General features: G+C 46.6%; 19 protein-coding genes and 1 tRNA gene. 5 read left to right on the top strand and 15 right to left on the bottom strand.

Annotated elements, in window-relative coordinates:
- Window positions 1–2: 2 nt before the first annotated feature.
- The gene (locus tag DW947_RS05415; RefSeq protein WP_005827111.1) at window positions 3–539 is read left to right on the top strand and encodes a GNAT family N-acetyltransferase; all 537 of its coding nucleotides are present in this window, start codon (window positions 3–5) and stop codon (window positions 537–539) included.
- Between the two features lie 75 nt (window positions 540–614).
- Here the strand turns inward: DW947_RS05415 and DW947_RS05410 are convergent, their stop codons facing one another.
- The 9 genes from DW947_RS05410 to DW947_RS05370 form a co-directional block, all read right to left on the bottom strand.
- A complete protein-coding gene (locus tag DW947_RS05410) occupies window positions 615–1,079 on the bottom strand; it encodes an ExbD/TolR family protein (protein WP_005827114.1) in 465 nt (154 codons plus the stop codon).
- Entirely contained in the window at window positions 1,079–1,669 is a 591-nt protein-coding gene (locus DW947_RS05405) for an ExbD/TolR family protein (protein WP_005827116.1), read from the bottom strand. Before DW947_RS05405 ends, DW947_RS05410 begins: the two co-directional genes overlap by 1 nt.
- Window positions 1,670–1,705: 36 nt before the next feature.
- The gene (locus DW947_RS05400) at window positions 1,706–2,191 is read right to left on the bottom strand and encodes a hypothetical protein (protein WP_005827118.1); all 486 of its coding nucleotides are present in this window, start codon (window positions 2,189–2,191) and stop codon (window positions 1,706–1,708) included.
- 5 nt (window positions 2,192–2,196) lie between these two features.
- Window positions 2,197–3,000 (bottom strand): MotA/TolQ/ExbB proton channel family protein, encoded by an 804-nt coding sequence (locus DW947_RS05395; protein ID WP_009037966.1) that lies wholly within the window; start codon window positions 2,998–3,000, stop codon window positions 2,197–2,199.
- 77 nt (window positions 3,001–3,077) lie between these two features.
- Window positions 3,078–3,165, bottom strand: a tRNA-Ser gene (locus tag DW947_RS05390).
- A 162-nt stretch (window positions 3,166–3,327) separates the two neighbouring features.
- The gene (locus tag DW947_RS05385) at window positions 3,328–4,107 is read right to left on the bottom strand and encodes a TatD family hydrolase (RefSeq protein WP_005827124.1); all 780 of its coding nucleotides are present in this window, start codon (window positions 4,105–4,107) and stop codon (window positions 3,328–3,330) included.
- A gap of 8 nt (window positions 4,108–4,115) precedes the next feature.
- Window positions 4,116–4,817 (bottom strand): hypothetical protein, encoded by a 702-nt coding sequence (locus tag DW947_RS05380; protein WP_005827126.1) that lies wholly within the window; start codon window positions 4,815–4,817, stop codon window positions 4,116–4,118.
- A gap of 18 nt (window positions 4,818–4,835) precedes the next feature.
- The gene (locus DW947_RS05375; RefSeq protein WP_034525526.1) at window positions 4,836–5,810 is read right to left on the bottom strand and encodes a polyprenyl synthetase family protein; all 975 of its coding nucleotides are present in this window, start codon (window positions 5,808–5,810) and stop codon (window positions 4,836–4,838) included.
- A gap of 80 nt (window positions 5,811–5,890) precedes the next feature.
- Window positions 5,891–6,577 (bottom strand): energy transducer TonB, encoded by a 687-nt coding sequence (locus DW947_RS05370; protein WP_005827130.1) that lies wholly within the window; start codon window positions 6,575–6,577, stop codon window positions 5,891–5,893.
- A 262-nt stretch (window positions 6,578–6,839) separates the two neighbouring features.
- Here DW947_RS05370 and cmk point away from each other — a divergent pair, with 262 nt between their 5' ends.
- The 3 genes from cmk (at window position 6,840) to pfkA (ending at window position 9,529) form a co-directional block, all read left to right on the top strand.
- The gene (gene cmk, locus DW947_RS05365) at window positions 6,840–7,535 is read left to right on the top strand and encodes a (d)CMP kinase (protein ID WP_034525522.1); all 696 of its coding nucleotides are present in this window, start codon (window positions 6,840–6,842) and stop codon (window positions 7,533–7,535) included.
- Window positions 7,536–7,542: 7 nt separating this feature from the next.
- Window positions 7,543–8,409 carry a 4-hydroxy-3-methylbut-2-enyl diphosphate reductase gene (locus tag DW947_RS05360; protein ID WP_005827134.1) on the top strand — a complete coding sequence of 289 codons (867 nt, stop codon included), beginning with the start codon at window positions 7,543–7,545 and terminating at the stop codon, window positions 8,407–8,409.
- A gap of 139 nt (window positions 8,410–8,548) precedes the next feature.
- Entirely contained in the window at window positions 8,549–9,529 is a 981-nt protein-coding gene (pfkA, locus tag DW947_RS05355) for a 6-phosphofructokinase (RefSeq protein ID WP_005827137.1), read from the top strand.
- 60 nt (window positions 9,530–9,589) lie between these two features.
- Here pfkA and DW947_RS05350 read toward each other — a convergent pair whose 3' ends face one another.
- From DW947_RS05350 to DW947_RS05325, 6 genes are all read right to left on the bottom strand, one after another.
- Window positions 9,590–10,429, bottom strand: coding sequence for an SDR family oxidoreductase (locus tag DW947_RS05350; RefSeq protein ID WP_005827139.1), 840 nt, complete (start codon window positions 10,427–10,429; stop codon window positions 9,590–9,592).
- A gap of 36 nt (window positions 10,430–10,465) precedes the next feature.
- Window positions 10,466–11,689 (bottom strand): NADH:flavin oxidoreductase, encoded by a 1,224-nt coding sequence (locus tag DW947_RS05345; RefSeq protein ID WP_008664036.1) that lies wholly within the window; start codon window positions 11,687–11,689, stop codon window positions 10,466–10,468.
- 79 nt (window positions 11,690–11,768) lie between these two features.
- The gene (locus tag DW947_RS05340; protein ID WP_005827144.1) at window positions 11,769–12,539 is read right to left on the bottom strand and encodes a DUF1295 domain-containing protein; all 771 of its coding nucleotides are present in this window, start codon (window positions 12,537–12,539) and stop codon (window positions 11,769–11,771) included.
- Window positions 12,540–12,785: 246 nt separating this feature from the next.
- Window positions 12,786–14,129 carry a citrate/2-methylcitrate synthase gene (locus DW947_RS05335; protein ID WP_009037962.1) on the bottom strand — a complete coding sequence of 448 codons (1,344 nt, stop codon included), beginning with the start codon at window positions 14,127–14,129 and terminating at the stop codon, window positions 12,786–12,788.
- Window positions 14,130–14,141: 12 nt separating this feature from the next.
- On the bottom strand, window positions 14,142–15,302 hold the full coding sequence (icd, locus tag DW947_RS05330; protein ID WP_117600023.1) for an NADP-dependent isocitrate dehydrogenase: 1,161 nt from the start codon (window positions 15,300–15,302) through the stop codon (window positions 14,142–14,144).
- A gap of 3 nt (window positions 15,303–15,305) precedes the next feature.
- Window positions 15,306–17,549, bottom strand: a complete 2,244-nt coding sequence (locus DW947_RS05325) for an aconitate hydratase (protein ID WP_044468479.1) — start codon at window positions 17,547–17,549, stop codon at window positions 15,306–15,308.
- Between the two features lie 132 nt (window positions 17,550–17,681).
- On the opposite strand from DW947_RS05325, the gene DW947_RS05320 reads away from it, so the two are divergent.
- Window positions 17,682–19,577 carry an AAA domain-containing protein gene (locus tag DW947_RS05320; protein ID WP_117963477.1) on the top strand — a complete coding sequence of 632 codons (1,896 nt, stop codon included), beginning with the start codon at window positions 17,682–17,684 and terminating at the stop codon, window positions 19,575–19,577.
- Window positions 19,578–19,607 lie beyond the last annotated feature (30 nt).

The raw sequence follows: 19,607 nt of genomic DNA, 5'->3' as shown, positions 1-19,607 counted from the left end.
TTATGATCAGACTTCAACGTATTACAACAGCTGACACAGACTTGTACAGCTACATGGAGAAATTAATGACTCAATCATTCCCTTCAGAGGAGTACCGGGAACTGGAGGAATTGCGCAAGTATACAGATACCAAAACGCACTTCTATAACAATATCATCTTCCATAACAACACCCCGGTAGGTCTCATCACTTACTGGGATTTCGGACATTTTTACTATATAGAGCATTTTGCCATTGACCCCGCACAGCGTAACGGCGGATATGGAAAGAGCGTACTAAACCATTTATGCCAACTCTTAAAACATCCCATCGTCTTGGAAGTGGAAATACCCGAAGAAGAAATGGCTAAACGCCGCATTAACTTCTATCAACGGCAAGGATTCTCCTTATGGGAAAAGCCCTACCAACAACCACCCTATAAAACAGGCGACAACTACCTGCCTATGCTCATCATGGCCTATGGAGATATAGAATGTGGAAAGGATTTTGACTCTGTAAAGGAACACATCTACCGCGAAGTATATAATGTGAAATCTTAAAAAAACAATATACTTAAAACAATAAAGGTCGTTTCAACAAATGAAACGACCTTTATTATATCATTAAACTAACTTTTACTGACGCGGTTGCGCAGAATAGTTAATCTTCAAAGCATAAGCCTTACGAAGCGCTTCTTTGATATCTGTTACGATACCCATTTTCGTATCTTGGTCAACTTTCAAAGACACTGTCATCTGCGGCTGATCTTCTTCCTTCATACTGGCACGTTCACCAATAATGTAATCTTGAATTTCAGCAACTTCAGCATAGCTGTCGTTCAACTGGATACGGCTCTCATTACCTAACTTCTTACGAAATTCGGCAGTAGGTTTTCCTACATAGATAAACGTAACCAAAGACTTCTTTTCAAGTTTCTCCAATTCTGTAGCTTGCGGAACCTTAAACTCAACCTTCAATGTTACCTCACGCATCGTTGTTACAATCATGAAGAAGAACAACAAGGTGAAGATAAGGTCAGGCAGAGAAGAAGTGTTCAACGCCGGCATTCCACGTTTACCAGTCTTATTAAATTTTCCCATTACTTCTTTTCTCCGTACTTTTTAGGTTCTGCCTCAGAAATCTTCTGAGAATAAATTTCACGAATTGCATCTTGTTGTTCTTGATCCAACTCCATATAATTCTTCTGCCACTTTTCCTGAGCCAATTCATCACGCAACTCGTTATAAGCTGCTACCAACTCATTCTGTACAGACATATATGCTTTGTATGAAGAACCACGGTCACAACGCAAAGAAATCACATGGCCTTCCGTCACTTGTACTGTACCGAAGAAAGGAACATTCTTAGAAATCTTTTCCGGTTTTGTATCTTCGTTATACGGATTGGCAATAAATTCTTTTGCTTTTGCACGCAATTGGTCAACAGTAATATAATCATTCCCGCACATTAACTGGTCCTGCATGTTCAAGAAGACTTGCAATACGTTGCGTTCCTTCTTCTTTGCATCGTCCAACTTCTGGTCCTTTTCCGGTGGAGGCGGCAAACGTCTTGCCAAACCACGGTCGGTATCCATAGATGTTGTAATCAAGAAGAAAATCAGCAACAAGAAAGCGATGTCCGCAGTAGAACTTGAGTTAATTTCAGGAACTTCTCTTTTCTTTTTAGCCATTGTAATTATATCTTTAAATTGAGTTACCTCAATTGATTATGATAATTTTTTCTTAATGCTACTAAAAATGATTGCCAAGACTGTACCAGCAAACAAGATATAGATAGAATAAAGGAACATGTCAGTAAGCTTCAACCAGAAAGGTACGTTCTCAGTTCCGCTATAACCCGGAATAACAAGTGGTTCTTCACTACCCATAGTCCAAGAAATAACAACAACTGCAACCAATATAACCAAACCAATCAAAGATTTCAACGCTGCTCCCGGATTGTCTTTCAGTGCAGCTCCAAATTGGAACAAAACACCAACCACGGTAGCAATAATAGCTACAAAGAACAGAATGTACATCAAATAAATCAATGCGTCTGTATGAGCCGGTTGCCACATTTCTGCGTCAACGCTTGCCAACACTGCATCGCCCTGAGCATCTCCACCGAAGAAGAACATGCCCAACACTACCAAGATGATAGCGAACATGACATACAGTGCATAGTATGATACTTTATATGATAACTTAGCCATCTTAATTATTTTTTGTATTTCAAGTCATATTTGATAACCATATCCAACAGAGAGATAGAAGAATCTTCCATTTCGCTGGTCAAAGCTTCAATCTTAGCCAGGATGTAGTTATAGAATACCTGCAGAATCAAGGCAACGATCAAACCGAAGATAGTTGTAATCAAGGCAACCTTCATACCACCTGCTACAACCGTCGGAGAGATATCACCTACCTGCTGGATCTTATCAAATGCCTGCACCATACCGATTACAGTACCCAAGAATCCCAAAGACGGAGCCATAGCGATGAACAGTGTAATCCAAGAGCAACCTTTTTCCAGGTAACCAGCTTGTACACCACCGTAAGAAACTACTGACTTTTCTACTACGTCGATACCTTGGTCAATTCTCATCAGACCTTGATAGTAGATAGAAGCGATAGGACCTCTAGTGTTACGTGCGATGTCTTTAGCAGCTTCAACGTCACCTTTTTCCAAAGCAGCTTCAATAGCAGCCAAGAACTTCTTTGTGTTGATTTCAGCCAAGCTCAAATAAATGATACGTTCAATACAGAATGCAAGACCGATAACCAATGCGATAGCTACCAAACTCATGAAAGATGCAGTACCTTCAATAAACTTAGTTTTGAGTTCTTTGTGGATACCACCTTCTGCAGCTTCCATTGCGGCAGGAGCAGCAGCGTCAGCAGCAGGTGCTACAGCTGCTTGTTCAGTTTGTTCAGCTGCAGGAGCATCTTGAGCCTGAGCAAGTTGAGTTGAGCCAAATGTTAAGACTCCCATCACAGCAACAATTGCAAATAACTTTTTCATTGTGTGTCTAATTTTTAAGATTAATTAATTAATTTATTTATTATAATTTGTTGTTTTATCTCCATTTTATCACACTGCGGAGAGACGGGGATTCGAACCCCGGATACCCTTTAGGGGTATACACGCTTTCCAGGCGTGCCTCTTCAACCACTCGAGCATCTCTCCAATAGACGCCTTTTCTGAAATCGGGTGCAAATTACAAAAAAAATGCGAACCACCAGCGTTTTCAGCTACAAATGTATTCTTTTTTTTGTTGTTCTGCCTCATTCTCCCCGTTTTATATTAAATAAAATCTCAAAATTAATAAACTTTAAAATCTTAAAGAGCTTATTTGAGCATTCCGAACACTTTTAAAGCGTTATCAGAAGTAACCTGGGCCACCTTTTCAGGAGAGTTCCCATAGATTCCGGCCACCTTTACCAAAGTATCCTTAACATATGCGCTTTCGTTCCTCTTGCCTCGATTGGGAACCGGAGTCAGATAAGGGGAATCGGTTTCCAGCACGATGCGTTCCAAAGGAATATTCTTCAAGACTTCGGGCAAAGTTGATTTCTTGAAAGTCACCACACCATTTATTCCTATCATGAAATCCGCAAATTCCATAATCCTGCAGGCCTCTTCCGAGGTTCCCGTAAAACTATGGAAAATTCCTTTCAAAGGAGTCTGCTGATAGGGTTTCAACACATTATATATATGGTCAAACGCTTCCCTACAATGCAGCACTACCGGCAAACCGTATTCCAAAGCCCACTCAATCTGCTTGTCCAACACCCTTTGCTGCTCTCTAAGAAAAGTCTTATCCCAATACAAGTCCATACCAATCTCGCCAACCGCAACAAATTCATTCGGTGAAGCCAGCTCCCGGGCCACTATTTCCAACTCCTTTTCATAATCCGCACCCACAGAGGTAGGGTGCAATCCAATCATCGGATAGCAATACCCTTTATATTCACGGCACACCCGAAGCATAGGTCCTATGGTGGTACTATCGATATTGGGCATAAAAATATGCGTGACTCCTGCCTCACGGGCACGAGCCATCACTTGAGGCAAATCCTCTGCAAACTCTTCTAAAAAAAGATGGGAATGTGAATCAATCAATCTCATTCTTCAACTTACTCTTTGCGTTTCTCACCGGTACGGTAATAATAGATTATTCCATAATCACGGCATAAATCCAAACGTTTCTCATTGGGAGTGACCTCCTCGAATTTCTTTTCAACCTGGTTCCATATATCCAAAATCAAACCATCCGCCTCTGCACGCATCGAAGCCAAGGTGTCCAAACTGCGGGCTGTCAAAGATTGAAGATTCTTTTGCTTCTCATAACTATCCATGAAAATATCATAATGCACCCTCACTTTTGCAATCGTAGGGTTATAAATGGGAATTCCTCCCTGGGATATACGTTTGTTTTCCCCATCCACGATTTTACGCCCCCACTCTGCCAAGGCAGGCTCTGTCGATAAATCAGGCACATTATTGTTGCTTGTGTCCAAACCGTAATATTCCTTATGAGCAATACGCACTTCAGAACGGATGACAGCTAAATTCAACACCTGGATAAAATGAGAAATATACAGACGGGCAGTCTTTACATTAGCCTGATGCTTACGTCCCGCCCGAGCCTGCCGCTCAAAACAGTCGGCATAATAAGCTTGCGCAGCTTCAAACTTTGTAAGAAAATTCCGCGCATCAGTCAACGCCTTCAAAGATACGGCCAAATCATACACATTACATATATCACCCTTGACGACCACTGCTTTCAGCGCCCGTATTCTCGCTTGATCTGTATTAGGCAATCTTCTATAAGGCATTTTCTCCCGGATTTAAAGTTATACTTCCCGATGCATCAGGTTAGCCATCAGGTTCTTCAATTCCTCTTTCTTTTCATCTGCCACCTTCACCGCCAACAGACTTTCCATTGCGCGTTCACAATACTCTTCCATCTTTTTCTCACACAGTTCCTTGACGCCAATCCGGTTATACAGTTCCGTCACCGCAGCAACTTTCTCCTCCGGGTTGAATGCAACAGCATCCACCCAAGCATTCAAGCGGGTCAACTGCTCCTCATCCGCATGTTCAAAAGCCTTTATCAGCATGTAGGTCTTTTTATTGCACAGAATATCACCTCCAATATTCTTTCCAAAGACGGCAGCATCGCCATAAACATCCAGGAAATCATCTTTCAACTGAAAAGCGACACCCAAGTTCATGCCAAAATCATACAACTGCTCCGCATCTTCAGAAGAAGCCCCTCCCAAAAGAGCGCCAATCTTCAAGCTTGCAGCCAACAATACCGAAGTTTTCAGACGAATCATTTCCAGATACTCCTCTGCCTTCACATCCTTCCGATGTTCAAACTCCATATCCAGCTGCTGTCCTTCACAGATTTCCAGTGCAGTCAGGCTAAATATATCCATCACCTCTTTCAGGTGTTCAACCGGGCATTGAGCCATAAACTGATAAGCTAATACAAGCATTGCATCCCCCGAAAGGATGGCAGCATTGTCATCCCAAACTTTATGTACCGTCTCCTTACCACGGCGACGGTCTGCACGGTCCATCAAGTCGTCATGCAAAAGAGTATAATTATGATACACTTCAATCCCCGTTGCAGGGTTAAAAATACGGGTAATATCCTCCTGATACAGATTGTAGGCCATCAACATCAATACCGGACGGATTCTTTTTCCGCCCATGGACAACACATAGGTAACGGGAGCATATAAACCTTGAGGAGTACGGGTAAACTGCAATTCTGCAATATGAGAATTTATTCTTTCTAAAAGCTCGGAAGCTGTAAACATGGCATTTTCAGAATTTAGGGAATAGCGGATAATGAAAAGAGGCTGCATTCCGGCAGCCTCTCCCACTTATAGATATTTTATTACTGCAATCTAAACATTACAGGCACGGTATACTTAACACGAACGGGTTTACCACGCTGCATACCGGGTTTCCACTTCGGCATGCCCATAATCACGCGGACAGCTTCTTTGTCCAAATACGGGTCAACGCCTCTCAGAACTTTAGCATCTACGATACTACCGTCCTTATTAACCACGAACTGTACAGTTACACGGCCTTGAGTTCCGTTTTCCTGTGCAATAGTAGGATATTTAATATTCTTGCTCAAATACTGCATCAAACCAGCCATACCACCATTCGGGAACTCAGGCATCTGTTCTACCACCTCGAAAATAGTCTGTTCTTCCGGTTCTTCCTCTTCCACTGCTACGGGAACATATTTGATTTCCACTGCCTGGTTCAATTCTTCAGAAGATACAATGGCCGTTTCTTCCACGTCAGCATCGTCTTCAACGATAGTCAACGTCTCTGCAATTGAAGGGGCTTCGGGAGGCGGAGGAGTAACCTGCTCCGGCTGTTCTGTAATAGGGATGATTTCCTCTTCAAAAAATACGTCGGTAATAGCCTGGCTCGTGTCAATCTTGATGTCACGCTTTGTCCACTCGAACGCAACAAACATGAAAGCGAGCACGATTACATAACCGACAAGCAGCCAAGTCGACTTCTTACTCTCCAGGTCTGCCTTAGGTGATTTCTTAATTTCCATAATTTATAATATAATTTTAGTGTTTCTCATTTGGGGCAAATATAGCACTTTTCCCAAGAATGTTCACGCTCTGCTGTTTTTTTTTACACAATAGGCGCTCCATTTTCATTTTTTTAATCCTTCAAAAACCTCCATGTGCTTTTGTGCCACAAATGTAACGAGATATTTTAAAAATACCGTATCTTTGGCAAGAATTTTAAATGAAATATTGAAATTTTCTGTTTTGCAGGTGTTATACCTATATAACTATAGCATAAAAGTCATGAAAAAGATAACAATAGCAATCGACGGTTTTTCCTCTTGCGGGAAAAGCACTATGGCCAAAGACCTCGCCCGCGAAATCGGTTACATATATATAGATAGTGGTGCCATGTATCGGGCAGTAACATTATATAGTATAGAGAATGGTATTTTCCAGGGTGACCGCATAGATGCCGAAAAACTGAAAAGTCTAATAAAGGATATACATATTTCTTTCCGCCTGAACCCCGAAACCGGACGCCCAGATACCTACCTGAACGGAGTAAATGTAGAAAACAAAATCCGTACCATGGAAGTATCTTCACGTGTCAGCCCCATTGCAACATTGGATTTCGTACGCGAAGCTATGGTAGCACAGCAACAAGAGATGGGCAAGGCCAAGGGTATCGTTATGGATGGGCGCGACATCGGCACTACCGTTTTTCCGGATGCCGAGCTGAAAATTTTTGTAACCGCCACCCCCGAGATACGGGCACAACGCCGCTATGACGAACTAAAGGCCAAAGGGGAAGAAGCCAGCTTTGACGAAATTCTGGAAAATGTGAAACAACGGGACTATATTGACCAAAACCGGGATGTAAGTCCGCTGCGCAAAGCTTCTGACGCTTTATTGTTGGACAACAGCCACCTGAGCATTTCCCAACAAAAGGAATGGCTGGCGGAACAATTCGAACGGGTTATAAAGGAGAAGAACTGAACCGGATATGGCAAAAGTAGAAATAGACGAAGGCTCCGGCTTCTGTTTCGGAGTTGTCACCGCAATAAACAAGGCAGAAGAGGAACTGGCGAAAGGAGGAACCCTCTATTGTCTGGGAGACATCGTGCACAACAGCCGTGAAGTGGAACGCCTGAAGGCAATGGGGCTGATTACCATCAACCATGAGGAATTCAACCACCTCCACAACGCCAAAGTGCTGCTGCGTGCTCATGGAGAGCCCCCTGAAACTTATGACATTGCCCGCCGCAACAATATAGAAATCATTGACGCAACCTGCCCGGTCGTACTCCGCCTGCAAAAGAAGATTAAGCAAGAGTACGTCCAGGAAGACAACCGCGACAAGCAAATTGTCATCTATGGCAAAAATGGACACGCCGAAGTACTGGGTCTGGTAGGACAAACCACCGGAAAGGCCATCGTCATCGAAAAGCAGGAAGAGGCAAGGAAACTGGATTTCAGCAAAGACATCCGTCTCTACTCCCAGACCACAAAGTCTCTGGACGGATTTCAAAACATTGTGAAATACATAGAGGGACATATCTCACCGAAAGTCACTTTCGAGTCCTATGACACTATCTGCCGACAAGTAGCAAACCGGATACCTAATATCCGGAAATTTGCAGCTTCCCATGATTTAATATTCTTTGTCAGCGGCAAAAAAAGCTCTAACGGCAAGATGCTGTTCAGTGAGTGTAAAAAAGTCAATGCCAATTCACATTTGATAGACAGTGCCGAAGAAATAGATAGTTCTCTGTTAGCCGGTGCCAATTCCATCGGTGTCTGCGGAGCCACTTCCACCCCCAAATGGCTGATGGAAGAAATTTCAGAAGCCATAAAGTCAAAACTTAAATAACAGTTTGTCATCCTTTTGGAACAGCAAATTAACGTAATTTATTAGTCACCGCCTCAGCTTTTTACTATCTTTGCGGCATGAAAAAATAGTCCAAATCTATTTTTCATCATGATTATTAATACTAAACAAAAAGATTGTTATGGGAACAGTTAAGTGCATTGGTATCTTGACATCAGGAGGTGATGCTCCGGGAATGAACGCAGCCATACGTGCCGTGACACGTTCGGCTATTTACAACGGACTTTCAGTTAAAGGTATATATAGAGGTTACAAAGGTCTGGTAACCGGCGAAATCAAAGAATTCAAAAGCCAGAATGTCAGCAACATCATCCAGCTGGGTGGTACAATCCTGAAGACAGCCCGCTGCAAAGAGTTCACGACTCCCGAGGGCCGCCAGATTGCTTACGACAACATGAAGAAAGAAGGCATTGACGCCTTAGTGATTATCGGAGGCGACGGTTCGCTGACCGGTGCTCGTATCTTTGCACAAGAGTTTGACGTGCCTTGTATCGGGCTGCCGGGAACTATCGACAATGACCTTTATGGAACAGATACCACTATCGGCTACGACACCGCGCTGAACACGATCCTGGATGCTGTGGACAAAATCCGTGATACAGCCACTTCCCATGAGCGCTTGTTTTTCGTAGAAGTCATGGGACGCGATGCCGGTTTCCTCGCTCTGAACGGCGCCATCGCCTCCGGAGCAGAAGCAGCCATTATCCCGGAATTCAGTACGGAAGTGGACCAACTGGAAGAATTCATCAAGAACGGTTTCCGGAAATCCAAGAACAGCAGTATCGTACTGGTAGCCGAGAGTGAACTGACCGGCGGTGCAATGCACTATGCAGAGCGTGTAAAGAACGAATACCCCCAATATGACGTACGCGTAACCATCCTCGGTCACTTGCAACGCGGTGGTAGCCCTACGGCACACGACCGTATCCTTGCCAGCCGTCTGGGCGCAGCCGCCATCGACGCCATCATGGAAGGACAGCGCAATGTCATGATAGGCATTGACCACGATGAAGTGGTATACGTTCCCTTCACGAAGGCCATCAAGAATGACAAACCCATCAAGAAAGACCTTGTAAATGTATTGAGAGAACTGTCTATCTAATGACAGACAGTTCAGATACCCCATAAACAGAGAAGGCGACATATGCGCCTTCTCTGTTTTTTACAACCATTTTTTCACTATACTTTCCGTCCTCTCCCACAGTTCTTCCATCTGTACATGCCGGGTGTACTTCTCCGAAAGAGACTTGGGACGGCAACTGGCATTCAATGTCCCCGTACGTTTACCGGCATCCTCATCCAGCAATAAGCCGACAGCCGTTGCAGCTCCCTTACGGGGAGTACGGATAAAAGGCCTGAAAAGTATATCTGTCAGCGGGTCAAACCACATATGCATGGTGATGATATTGGTAGACACAATCCCCGGGTCGGCCGCATTCACAACAATACCTTTGTGTTTGACGCGACTGGCCAAGTCGATGGTGAACAGAGTCAATGCCAGCTTCGTGTTGCTATATATAGGAATGCGCCAAAAGCCACCCTTCCTTCCCCGGAGGAAAAAATCCGGAAAGTCAAGATGACCGATGGCATACGTACAAGATACCATATTCACAATACGGCTCCCCTCTCCCATCAATGGTAGCAGCTTGCGGGTCAGCAGGTAAGGGCCTACATAATTGACACTCACCGTCCGTTCCAGTCCGTCTTCGGTAATGCGGCGTTCCGTTTCCATGGTTCCGGCATTGTTCATCAGCAACGCCAACGGCTCTCCCCGCTTCAACAGATGCTCTGCAAATGCGGCCACTGAAGCCAGAGATGCCAAATCAATGGGAGCAGTCTCAATACGCGGATTACCGGTTTCACGCATCAGTAGTTGCCGCTTGGGTTCGGCAGCTTGGGGGTCACGGCATGCCATGATGACCTGATAGCCGGCAGTTGCCACTGCGCGGGTAATTTCCATGCCCATGCCACCGTCTGCCCCGGTTATAACAGCTAAATTCACTTTAATAATTAAAAATTGAAAATTAAAAACTAAAAATCAGCCTTTCGCTTCGATTTTCTCTATCTCCCTTTTCAGACAAGGTGGAAGCTCCTCCTTCAAATGCTGATGGCATGCCATCTCGATGGAATACATCCGGGCAATGCAATAATTACTATGCCGGCAGTTGCAACGTGCATTCTCTTCGGCACGCATGCGGTTGACAAACCCCGGCTCATTGAGCAGAGCGCGTGCCATTTGCACAGCCTCGAAGCCGTCATCCAGCACCTCATCTATCTTGTCCCTGGAAACCAGGCCACCCACATAAACCAACGGTATCTTCAAGGCGGCACGGAATTTCAAGGCATCTTCCAGGAAATAAGCTTCCTTAAACGGTACGCTCGGTATCATCCATTTGCCTACCATGCGTACACCGTATTTCAACCACCAGCAGGTCATGTAATGCGTCATGCTGCGGATAGGCATTTCGCCCCGCATGACATACATCGGCGCCTTACTGACGAACCCACCGCTCAAGACCAGCGCATGTGCTCCCGACTGCTCCAGCCTGCGCGCCACCTGCATCGTCTCGTCCAGCTCCATCCCTCCACGGAAACCGTCGCGCATGTTCATCTTCACCAGCACAGCCATATCACTGCCGGCAGCCTTCATCACTTCTTCCATCACCATATCCATAAACCGCATACGGTTCTGCAACGAGCCTCCGAACTCGTCTTTCCGATGGTTGGTGGACGGGGACAAGAACTGGCTGATGAGATAGCCATGCCCTGCATGAATCTCTACAGAATCAAATCCGGCCTCCCGTGCCAGATTCACCGAACGCCCATAAGCACGCGCCATCTCCGGCAGCTCATCGGCACGCAGTCCGCGCACAAAGGTAGGAGAGTAAAGATTGAAACCGGAAGATGCGCCGACGGGCATACAACCGCAAATGCTCTTATGGGACATATTGCCACAGTGTCCCAACTGGATGCCTGCCGCAGCCCCCTCCGCATGTATGGCATCAGTCAGCCTACGGAGTCCGGGGATAATCTCGGGACGCATCCACAACTGGCGGTCAAAAGACAGGCCGCTCTGAGTAACTGCCGCATAAGCAACAGTAGTCATACCTATACCTCCCGCCGCTACCGACCGATGATAGTCGAGCAACATGTCCGACGGAGCGTTTCCGGGACACATGCTCTCGAAAGCAGCCGAACGGATGGTACGGTTACGCAAGGTCAACGGTCCGAAAGTGACGGGTGTGAATAACTTGGATTCCATCGTTATGAGTTATGAGTTATGAGTTATGAATTATAAGTTATGAATTATTCATTTTCCATTTTCAACTTTCCATTTTCCATTAATAAAGAAATGGAATGATGCGTTTGCGCTTTCCTACCGCCTCATCGCCAAACTCCTCCCGATAACGGCGGTGAATGGCATCGGCACGGGGAACAAGGTTGGCAAACGTCCACCAAACGAACACCCAGGCGGCGGGAGAAGCTGTGAGTATGGCAAACCCCGTCCATTCCACCAGCTCACCGAAGTAATTGGCAGAAGTGACGTATCGGTAAAGCCCTTTTCCGGGAAGATAATGCTTCGTATCACCCGGCCTGCGCAGATGACGTATCACATAGTCGGAATGCAAATTGACGAACATACCCGCAAAAAACAGAATGATTCCCAACAAGGCATGAGGTTTCAGCAAATAGGCCCAGCCATCGGCATACAAGCCTTCGGGAGCAAAATAGAACAAACCGCCCGCCTGCATCATCCCGTTCAAAAGGTTGAAGACGATACCCATCGCCATAATAGCTACCGGCATCCGGCTTTTACCTTTCAGCAGGAACGGAAAAATAAAGGCCCGCTGAAGATAGTGCAACTGAAACAGCAGGAAAAAGAAATATACCGGCACGGCAAATCCCGCTCCACTCTTCCCCCACAACCCAAACATGACGATGAATACCGGCGCTTCCATAAGCACCCACGCCAGTTTATTATTGATGGAGATTCCCCACGAGGCAGTACGGAACATGCCATAACCCGCTTTGACAAAATAGAGCGCAATAAAGACAACCAATGCCACAGCACTCATTACCCACAGAAATATCTGAAAAGTTTCCTGATTCATAGTTCTTTATTTATGCGAAGCAAAGATAAAGAAAACTCACAACAAACAAATCGTTTTCCCCGGATAATTGTTTTTTCATACAAAAACCAGTGTTTTTTACTGAGAAGATTAAGCAGTAGAGATACGAAAATCTAATCGTTCCATCATGGAGTAAATTTCATTCCACCATGGAGAAAAAATCGTTCCACCATGGTGGAACGATTTTTTCCCCGTGATGGAACGATTTAAAAGATACAAGTCTAATCCTTACCGTTTCTTAATGGGCACATAAGCCACCTCATCCAAAACATTCTTATAGGCAGGACGGATAATACGCTTACCTTCAAAGTTCAATTCTTCATTGCGATGTGCACACCAACCGACAATACGTGCCATGGCAAACAAAGGCGTGAAGATTTCCTGCGGCAGCCCAATCATCTCGTAGACAAAGCCCGAATAGAAATCCACATTACTCGAAACCGTCTTGCCATTATTCTTCACACGGCCAAACACATCAATGGCGCGCTCCTCGAGCAGTTCAAGGAAAGCGAACTCGCGTTCTTTCCCTTTTTCGCGGGCAAGGTCGCGGGCAAGCTCTTTCAGCAGAATGGCGCGCGGGTCGGAAATGGTATAGACGGCATGTCCGATACCATATATCAAGCCGGTCTTGTTATAGGCTTCCTTGTTGAGCATGCGGGTGAAGTAAGTATCAATCTCATCCACATTCGTCCAGTCCTGAATGTTTTCCTGCAGATGGTGGAACATATCGGCAACCTGGATATTGGCACCTCCATGAAGCGGCCCTTTCAAGGAACCGATACCTGCCGCTATCGAAGAGTAAGTATCCGTCCCGGTAGAAGAAGTGACACGTACGGTAAAAGTGGAGTTGTTACCACCACCGTGCTCGGCCTGAAGAACCAGCAGCAGGTCGAGCGTGCGGGCATCCAGCTCCGTGTAGTCCTTCTTCAGCATATAGAGGAAATTCTCGGCAATGGAAAGGTTTTCCTGCGGATGGCGGATATGCAGTGAACGGCCATGGGTGGCATGGCGAAGCATGTTATAGGCATACGCAATGATGGTCGGGAATTTCGAAATAAGCTCAATGCTCTGCCGCATCAGATTATCGCGGGAAGTGTCATCTGCATCAGGGTCAAAACGATACATCTCGAGCACGCTGCGCGCCAGGATGTTCATAATGTTGTTTCCTTCGAGTTCAATGATATTCATCTTGGTCTTCTGCTCCAGCGGCATGTTGTCGTTGATGAGTTCACGGAAAGAAGAGAGTTCTTCCTTGTCGGGCAGGCGACCGGAAAGCAACAAGTAGGCAATTTCCTCAAAACCGAAACGCTTCTCTTTGATGATGGCGTGTGCCAAGTCATCCACATCATAACCGCGGTAGAACAATTTGCCGGGAATAGGCTTCAGCCCTCCACCGGGGATGCGTTCATAGCCGACCACATTGCCTATTTTGGTCAACCCCACCAAGACTCCCGTGCCGTCCTCATTACGCAAACCGCGCTTCACATCAAACTTCCTGAACAGTTCATTCTCAATCCGGGTAGCTTCCTTCAAATCTTCGGAAAGCTTGTAAATCAGATACTCCTTCTTCATAATCGTTTCGTTTTATTCGTTATTCCCATTTTCTATTCTCCTTACAATCTCCCGGGTGAAAGCCGAAGTGGACAGCGAGACGCCACCCGGCATAAAACGGGCCAAGTCGGCAGTAGCACGGGCTTCTGTGAAACTTTGCTCCAAGGCGTTCTCTATAAGAGAGGCTGCTTCCTTCCAACCCAGATATTCAAGCATCATCACAGCGGAAAGGATGATGGAACAGGGATTCACAATGTCTTTCCCGGCAATGTTCGGAGCCGTCCCGTGAGTAGCCTCAAAAATGGCATGCCCCGTTTTATAGTTGATATTCGCACCCGGTGCAATGCCGATGCCGCCTACCATGGCAGCCAGTTGGTCGGACACATAATCGCCGTTCAGATTCAACGTGGCAATCACGGAATATTCTTCGGGGATAAGCAACGTGTTCTGCAAGAATGCATCGGCAATGCAGTCCTTGATGACCAGACGCCCTTCTGCCAGTTCTTTACCAAACTCACGTTCTGCCAGTTCGTACCCCCACTTCTTGAAGCCGCCTTCCGTAAATTTCATGATGTTTCCTTTGTGTACCAAGGTCACGGAAGGCAGATGATGCTCAAGGGCGTATTGGCAGGCGGCACGCACCAAGCGCTCTGTTCCTTCTCTTGAAACGGGCTTCACGCCAAACGAGGAGGTTTCGGGAAAACGGACTTTTGTCACCCCCATGTCATCACGGAGAAAACGATAGAACTTTTCAGCCTCCGGAGTTCCGGCTTCCCATTCGATGCCTGCATAAATATCCTCGGTATTCTCACGGAATACGCACATATCCACCTTCTGTGGCTCTTTGAGTGGAGAAACAATGCCCTTATACCAACGTACCGGACGTTGGCAGACATACAAATCGAGCGTCTGACGCAAGGCTACGTTCAAAGAACGGATACCTCCACCGACGGGAGTTGTCAAAGGACCTTTGATGCCCACCTTATAGGTGCGGAAGGCTTCCATGGTTTCGTCCGGCAACCAGGAGCCGGTTTCGTGGAAAGCACGTTCTCCTGCCAGCACTTCTTTCCATTCAATGCCACGCCGGTCACCATAGGATTTCTTGACAGCGGCATTCACGACAGCCTGCATGGATGGGGTCACTTCTGCTCCCACTCCATCGCCGGTAATAAAAGGTACAGTAATTTTTTCCATATTCTATCTTGCATTAAGTGCAGAACCGGCCCGGAACCAGGCTATCTGCTGTTCGTTATACGTATGTTGTACTTCAAAACTTTCTTTACTCCCGTCCTCGTGATGAAGAACCACCTTCAACGTACGTCCCGAAGCAAAATCTTTCAACCCCATGACAGAAATCAGGTCGCGTTCCCGAATCTTGTCATAATCGGCCTTATCCGTAAAGGTCAGCGCCAACATGCCTTGTTTCTTTAAATTCGTCTCATGGATACGGGCAAAGCTTTTCGCCAAAATGGCGCGTACATTCAGGAAGCGTGGTTCCATGGCAGCATGCTCACGGCTGGAACCTTCACCATAATTCTCTTCGGCAACGACAATGGAAGGGATGCCTTCTGATTTATACAGCTTCGCAGTGCCTGACACTGTTCCATAGGTATTGGTGGAGCGGTTCCAAACCTTGTTCGTCTCTCCATTGAAAGCATTGACAGCCCCCATCAGCATATTGTCCGAAATATTCTCCAAATGTCCCCGGAAACGGAGCCATGGCCCCGCCATAGAGATGTGGTCGGTGGTACATTTCCCTTGCACTTTAATCAATAAAGGCATATTCAGCAAGTCCATGCCATCCCAGGCAGGGAAGGGAGTCAGCAGTTGCAAGCGCTGTGAATGAGGATTGACCGTAATTTCCGTCTGTCCCTTGTTTGGAGCAATATATCCTTTTTGTCCTCCGATGAATCCGTGTGCCGGCAATTCCTCACCGACTGGTTCGGACAGTTTCACAACCTCTCCTTTGGCATTGACCAGCGTATCCCGCAAGGGGTCGAAACAGAGGTCGCCTGCAATGGTCAGCGCCATGGTAATTTCGGGAGAAGCCACATAAGCAAAAGTATTGGGATTGCCGTCGGCACGTTTGGCAAAATTACGGTTAAAAGAGGTGACGATGGAATTTTTGCGTTCGGGGTCATCAGTATGGCGCTTCCACTGGCCAATACAAGGTCCGCAGGCATTCGCCATTATCGTTGCGCCAATATCTTCGAAAGCGGCAATCATGCCGTCGCGTTCAGCAGTAGCACGTATCTGCTCCGAGCCGGGATTGACAATCAGCGGGGAAGCAACCTTCAAATTCTTTTCCTTTACCTGCCGGGCAAGGGAGGCCGCACGGCTCAAATCCTGATAGGACGAATTGGTGCACGACCCTATCAGGCCGACTTCCATCCGGCGGGGATAGTTATTGGTTATCACTACCTCGGCAAATTTCGATATCGGTGTTGCTGCATCCGGCGTAAAGGGCCCGTTGATATACGGTTCCAACAGCGAGAGGTCTATTTCAATGATGCGGTCGTAATATTTTTCCGGATTTGCCAGCACTTCGTCGTCGGCGCGAAGGTCGACAGCTACGGAAGCAGCCATTTTTGCCACTTCTTCACGTCCGGTAGCCTTCAAATAAGTACCCATGCGCTCATCGTAAGGGAAAAGGGAGGTAGTCGCCCCCACCTCTGCCCCCATATTGCAGATGGTAGCCTTTCCAGTGGCAGACAATGAAGCGGTTCCCGGTCCAAAATATTCAATGATGGCATTGGTTCCCCCTTTTACAGTAAGAATACCCGCCAACTTCAGAATAACGTCTTTGGGAGCTACCCAGCCACTCAATTTACCCTTCAAGTGTACGCCTATCAGACGCGGCATTTTCAGTTCCCATTCCATGCCGGTCATCACATCCACCGCATCGGCACCACCCACACCAATGGCCACCATGCCCAAACCTCCGGCATTGGGCGTATGAGAGTCCGTGCCTACCATCATTCCACCCGGAAATGCGTAGTTCTCCAATACCACCTGGTGAATAATGCCTGCCCCCGGCTGCCAAAAACCTATACCATAGCGGGAAGAAACATCACGGAGAAAATTATAGACCTCCTCGTTGGTCTTCGTAGCAGTCGCAACATCTTCTTTTGCACCTTTATATGCTTGAATCAAATGGTCACAATGCACAGTGGAAGGCACGGCAACCTGCTCACGGCCTGCATTCATAAATTGCAATAAGGCCATTTGAGCCGTTGCATCCTGCATGGCCACACGGTCGGGACGGAAATTCACATAGTCTTCTCCCCGTCTGTAGTTCTTCACTTTATCCCCATCATACAAATGAGCATACAAAATTTTCTCCGCTAAAGTCATCGGACGCCGCAGTACGTTCCGTACGCGTTCTATCTTCTCCGAATAAGCGGCATAAAACGTTTTGAGCATCGTTAAATCATATACCATAACCACTATTTTTTAGTTTTTCATTATTGTAAAGATTACAAATTAATATCATAAACAAATAAAAAGGCTGAATAGTTTAACAAAATAAAGCATTTTTTCCGTCGGAAGCGAAGAATGATTACCTTTGCAACCATGAAGGAACAAGATTCAAATAGTCCTATTATTCACCTCCAACAGCAGCAACTTTTGCTGCGCATGGAATACGAATACGAAAAAGAGGAATTCAAACGCCAAACCGAAAACATGGGGATTGCCCGGAAAGTGAAACGGGGACTTTGCTGGTATCCTGCCACTCCGGGACGAAGTTACTATAATTCACTGAATCAATTAGTAATAGAAATTACACACACAGAAAATACCGATATAGAACATAATTTTGAGTTCGGCCGTCCCGTATGTTTTTTCCGCCAGTCTGCCGATGGAAAAATAACCTATATGAACTTCACCGCTACCGTAAGCTATGCCGACGAGACACGGATGGTAGCGATAATGCCCGGAGCCGGTGCCGTGATGGAAGTGCAGGAAACGGACAACCTCGGCGTGCAACTTTATTTCGACGAAACATCCTATCGGACCATGTTCGAAGCCTTGGAAGATACGTTACGCTCCAAAGGCAACCGCCTGGCCGAATTGCGGGACATATTGCTGGGAACCTCGAAAGCCGGTTTCCGAGAGCTCTACCCCGTACGGTTTCCCTGGCTGAACTCCACGCAGGAGACAGCTGTAAACAAAGTGCTGTGTGCCCGCGACGTGGCCATTGTACATGGTCCTCCGGGAACCGGAAAAACGACCACCTTAGTGGAAGCCATCTACGAAACCCTGCATCGGGAACCGCAGGTACTGGTATGTGCCCAAAGCAATACTGCCGTCGACTGGATTTCGGAAAAACTTGTGGACCGTGGCGTCAATGTCCTGCGTATCGGCAATCCGACCCGTGTCAACGACAAGATGCTTTCCTTTACCTACGAGCGTCGTTTCGAGAACCATCCGCTTTATCCGGAGCTGTGGAGCATCCGGAAAAATCTCCGTGAACTGGGCAGCCGTGCCCGCCGTGGCAGCTATGACGAACGCGAAGGAGTACGCAGCCGTATGAGCCGCCTGCGCGACCGCGCCACCGCATTGGAAATACAAATCAATGCAGAGCTTTTTGATGGGGCACATGTCATAGCCTCCACGCTAGTAAGCAGCAATCACCGGCTGCTGAACGGACGCCGTTTCGGCACCCTTTTCATTGATGAAGCAGCCCAGGCCTTAGAAGCTGCCTGCTGGATAGCTATCCGAAAAGCAGACCGCGTGGTATTGGCGGGTGACCACTGCCAACTTCCGCCCACCATAAAATGCCACGAAGCCGCCCGTGGAGGTCTGGAACGAACATTGATGGAGAAAGTGGTGTCCAACAAACCTGCCGTTGTCTCTTTGCTGAAAGTGCAATACCGCATGCACGAGGAAATCATGAAATTTCCTTCCCAATGGTTTTATAATGGCGAGTTGGAAGCCGCTTCCGAAGTGCGTTACCGGGGCATCCTGGACTGGGATACCCCTATCCACTGGATTGACACCTCCGAAATGGATTTCAAAGAAGAATTTGTGGGAGAGACTTTCGGACGCATTAATAAGGCGGAAGCGGACCTGCTCCTATCAGAACTGAAAATCTACATCAACCGTATCGGTGGCAGCCGCATTCTGGAAGAAAAAATAGACTTCGGCATCATCTCCCCTTACAAGGCACAAGTGCAATATCTCCGCAACAAGATAAAGGCAGACGCTTCACTCAAGCCTTATCGCAGCTTGTTCACTGTAAATACGGTGGATGGCTTCCAAGGGCAAGAGCGCGATGTTATCTTCATCAGCCTTGTCCGTGCCAACGAAGAAGGACAGATAGGATTCCTGAATGATTTAAGGAGAATGAATGTAGCCATCACCCGGGCACGTATGAAGCTGGTGATATTGGGAGAGGCAGAGACGCTGAAACATCACGGTTTTTACCGGAAGCTATTGGAGTTTATTCAAAATATAGGGAATCAATAATAAAGAAATACCCCCTCCGGTAACACCGAA

Origin of the sequence: Bacteroides sp. AM44-19 (assembly GCF_003603395.1) — a bacterium.
Taxonomy (GTDB): Bacteria; Bacteroidota; Bacteroidia; order Bacteroidales; family Bacteroidaceae; genus Bacteroides; species Bacteroides uniformis.
This window is presented reverse-complemented; position numbering and strand designations above follow the sequence as displayed.

Excerpts from the sequence above, each read along its gene's own strand:
- DW947_RS05320 (WP_117963477.1), top strand. The coding sequence starts at position 17,682 with ATGAAGGAACAAGATTCAAATAGTCCTATTATTCACCTCCAACAGCAG.
- DW947_RS05325 (WP_044468479.1), bottom strand. The coding sequence starts at position 17,549 with ATGGTATATGATTTAACGATGCTCAAAACGTTTTATGCCGCTTATTCG.
- DW947_RS05400 (WP_005827118.1), bottom strand. The coding sequence starts at position 2,191 with ATGGCTAAGTTATCATATAAAGTATCATACTATGCACTGTATGTCATG.
- DW947_RS05370 (WP_005827130.1), bottom strand. The coding sequence starts at position 6,577 with ATGGAAATTAAGAAATCACCTAAGGCAGACCTGGAGAGTAAGAAGTCG.
- DW947_RS05345 (WP_008664036.1), bottom strand. The coding sequence starts at position 11,689 with ATGGAATCCAAGTTATTCACACCCGTCACTTTCGGACCGTTGACCTTG.
- DW947_RS05410 (WP_005827114.1), bottom strand. The coding sequence starts at position 1,079 with ATGGGAAAATTTAATAAGACTGGTAAACGTGGAATGCCGGCGTTGAAC.
- DW947_RS05415 (WP_005827111.1), top strand. The coding sequence starts at position 3 with ATGATCAGACTTCAACGTATTACAACAGCTGACACAGACTTGTACAGC.
- DW947_RS05385 (WP_005827124.1), bottom strand. The coding sequence starts at position 4,107 with ATGAGATTGATTGATTCACATTCCCATCTTTTTTTAGAAGAGTTTGCA.
- icd (WP_117600023.1), bottom strand. The coding sequence starts at position 15,302 with ATGGAAAAAATTACTGTACCTTTTATTACCGGCGATGGAGTGGGAGCA.
- DW947_RS05405 (WP_005827116.1), bottom strand. The coding sequence starts at position 1,669 with ATGGCTAAAAAGAAAAGAGAAGTTCCTGAAATTAACTCAAGTTCTACT.
- DW947_RS05340 (WP_005827144.1), bottom strand. The coding sequence starts at position 12,539 with ATGAATCAGGAAACTTTTCAGATATTTCTGTGGGTAATGAGTGCTGTG.
- DW947_RS05380 (WP_005827126.1), bottom strand. The coding sequence starts at position 4,817 with ATGCCTTATAGAAGATTGCCTAATACAGATCAAGCGAGAATACGGGCG.
- DW947_RS05395 (WP_009037966.1), bottom strand. The coding sequence starts at position 3,000 with ATGAAAAAGTTATTTGCAATTGTTGCTGTGATGGGAGTCTTAACATTT.
- pfkA (WP_005827137.1), top strand. The coding sequence starts at position 8,549 with ATGGGAACAGTTAAGTGCATTGGTATCTTGACATCAGGAGGTGATGCT.
- cmk (WP_034525522.1), top strand. The coding sequence starts at position 6,840 with ATGAAAAAGATAACAATAGCAATCGACGGTTTTTCCTCTTGCGGGAAA.
- DW947_RS05375 (WP_034525526.1), bottom strand. The coding sequence starts at position 5,810 with ATGTTTACAGCTTCCGAGCTTTTAGAAAGAATAAATTCTCATATTGCA.
- DW947_RS05335 (WP_009037962.1), bottom strand. The coding sequence starts at position 14,129 with ATGAAGAAGGAGTATCTGATTTACAAGCTTTCCGAAGATTTGAAGGAA.
- DW947_RS05360 (WP_005827134.1), top strand. The coding sequence starts at position 7,543 with ATGGCAAAAGTAGAAATAGACGAAGGCTCCGGCTTCTGTTTCGGAGTT.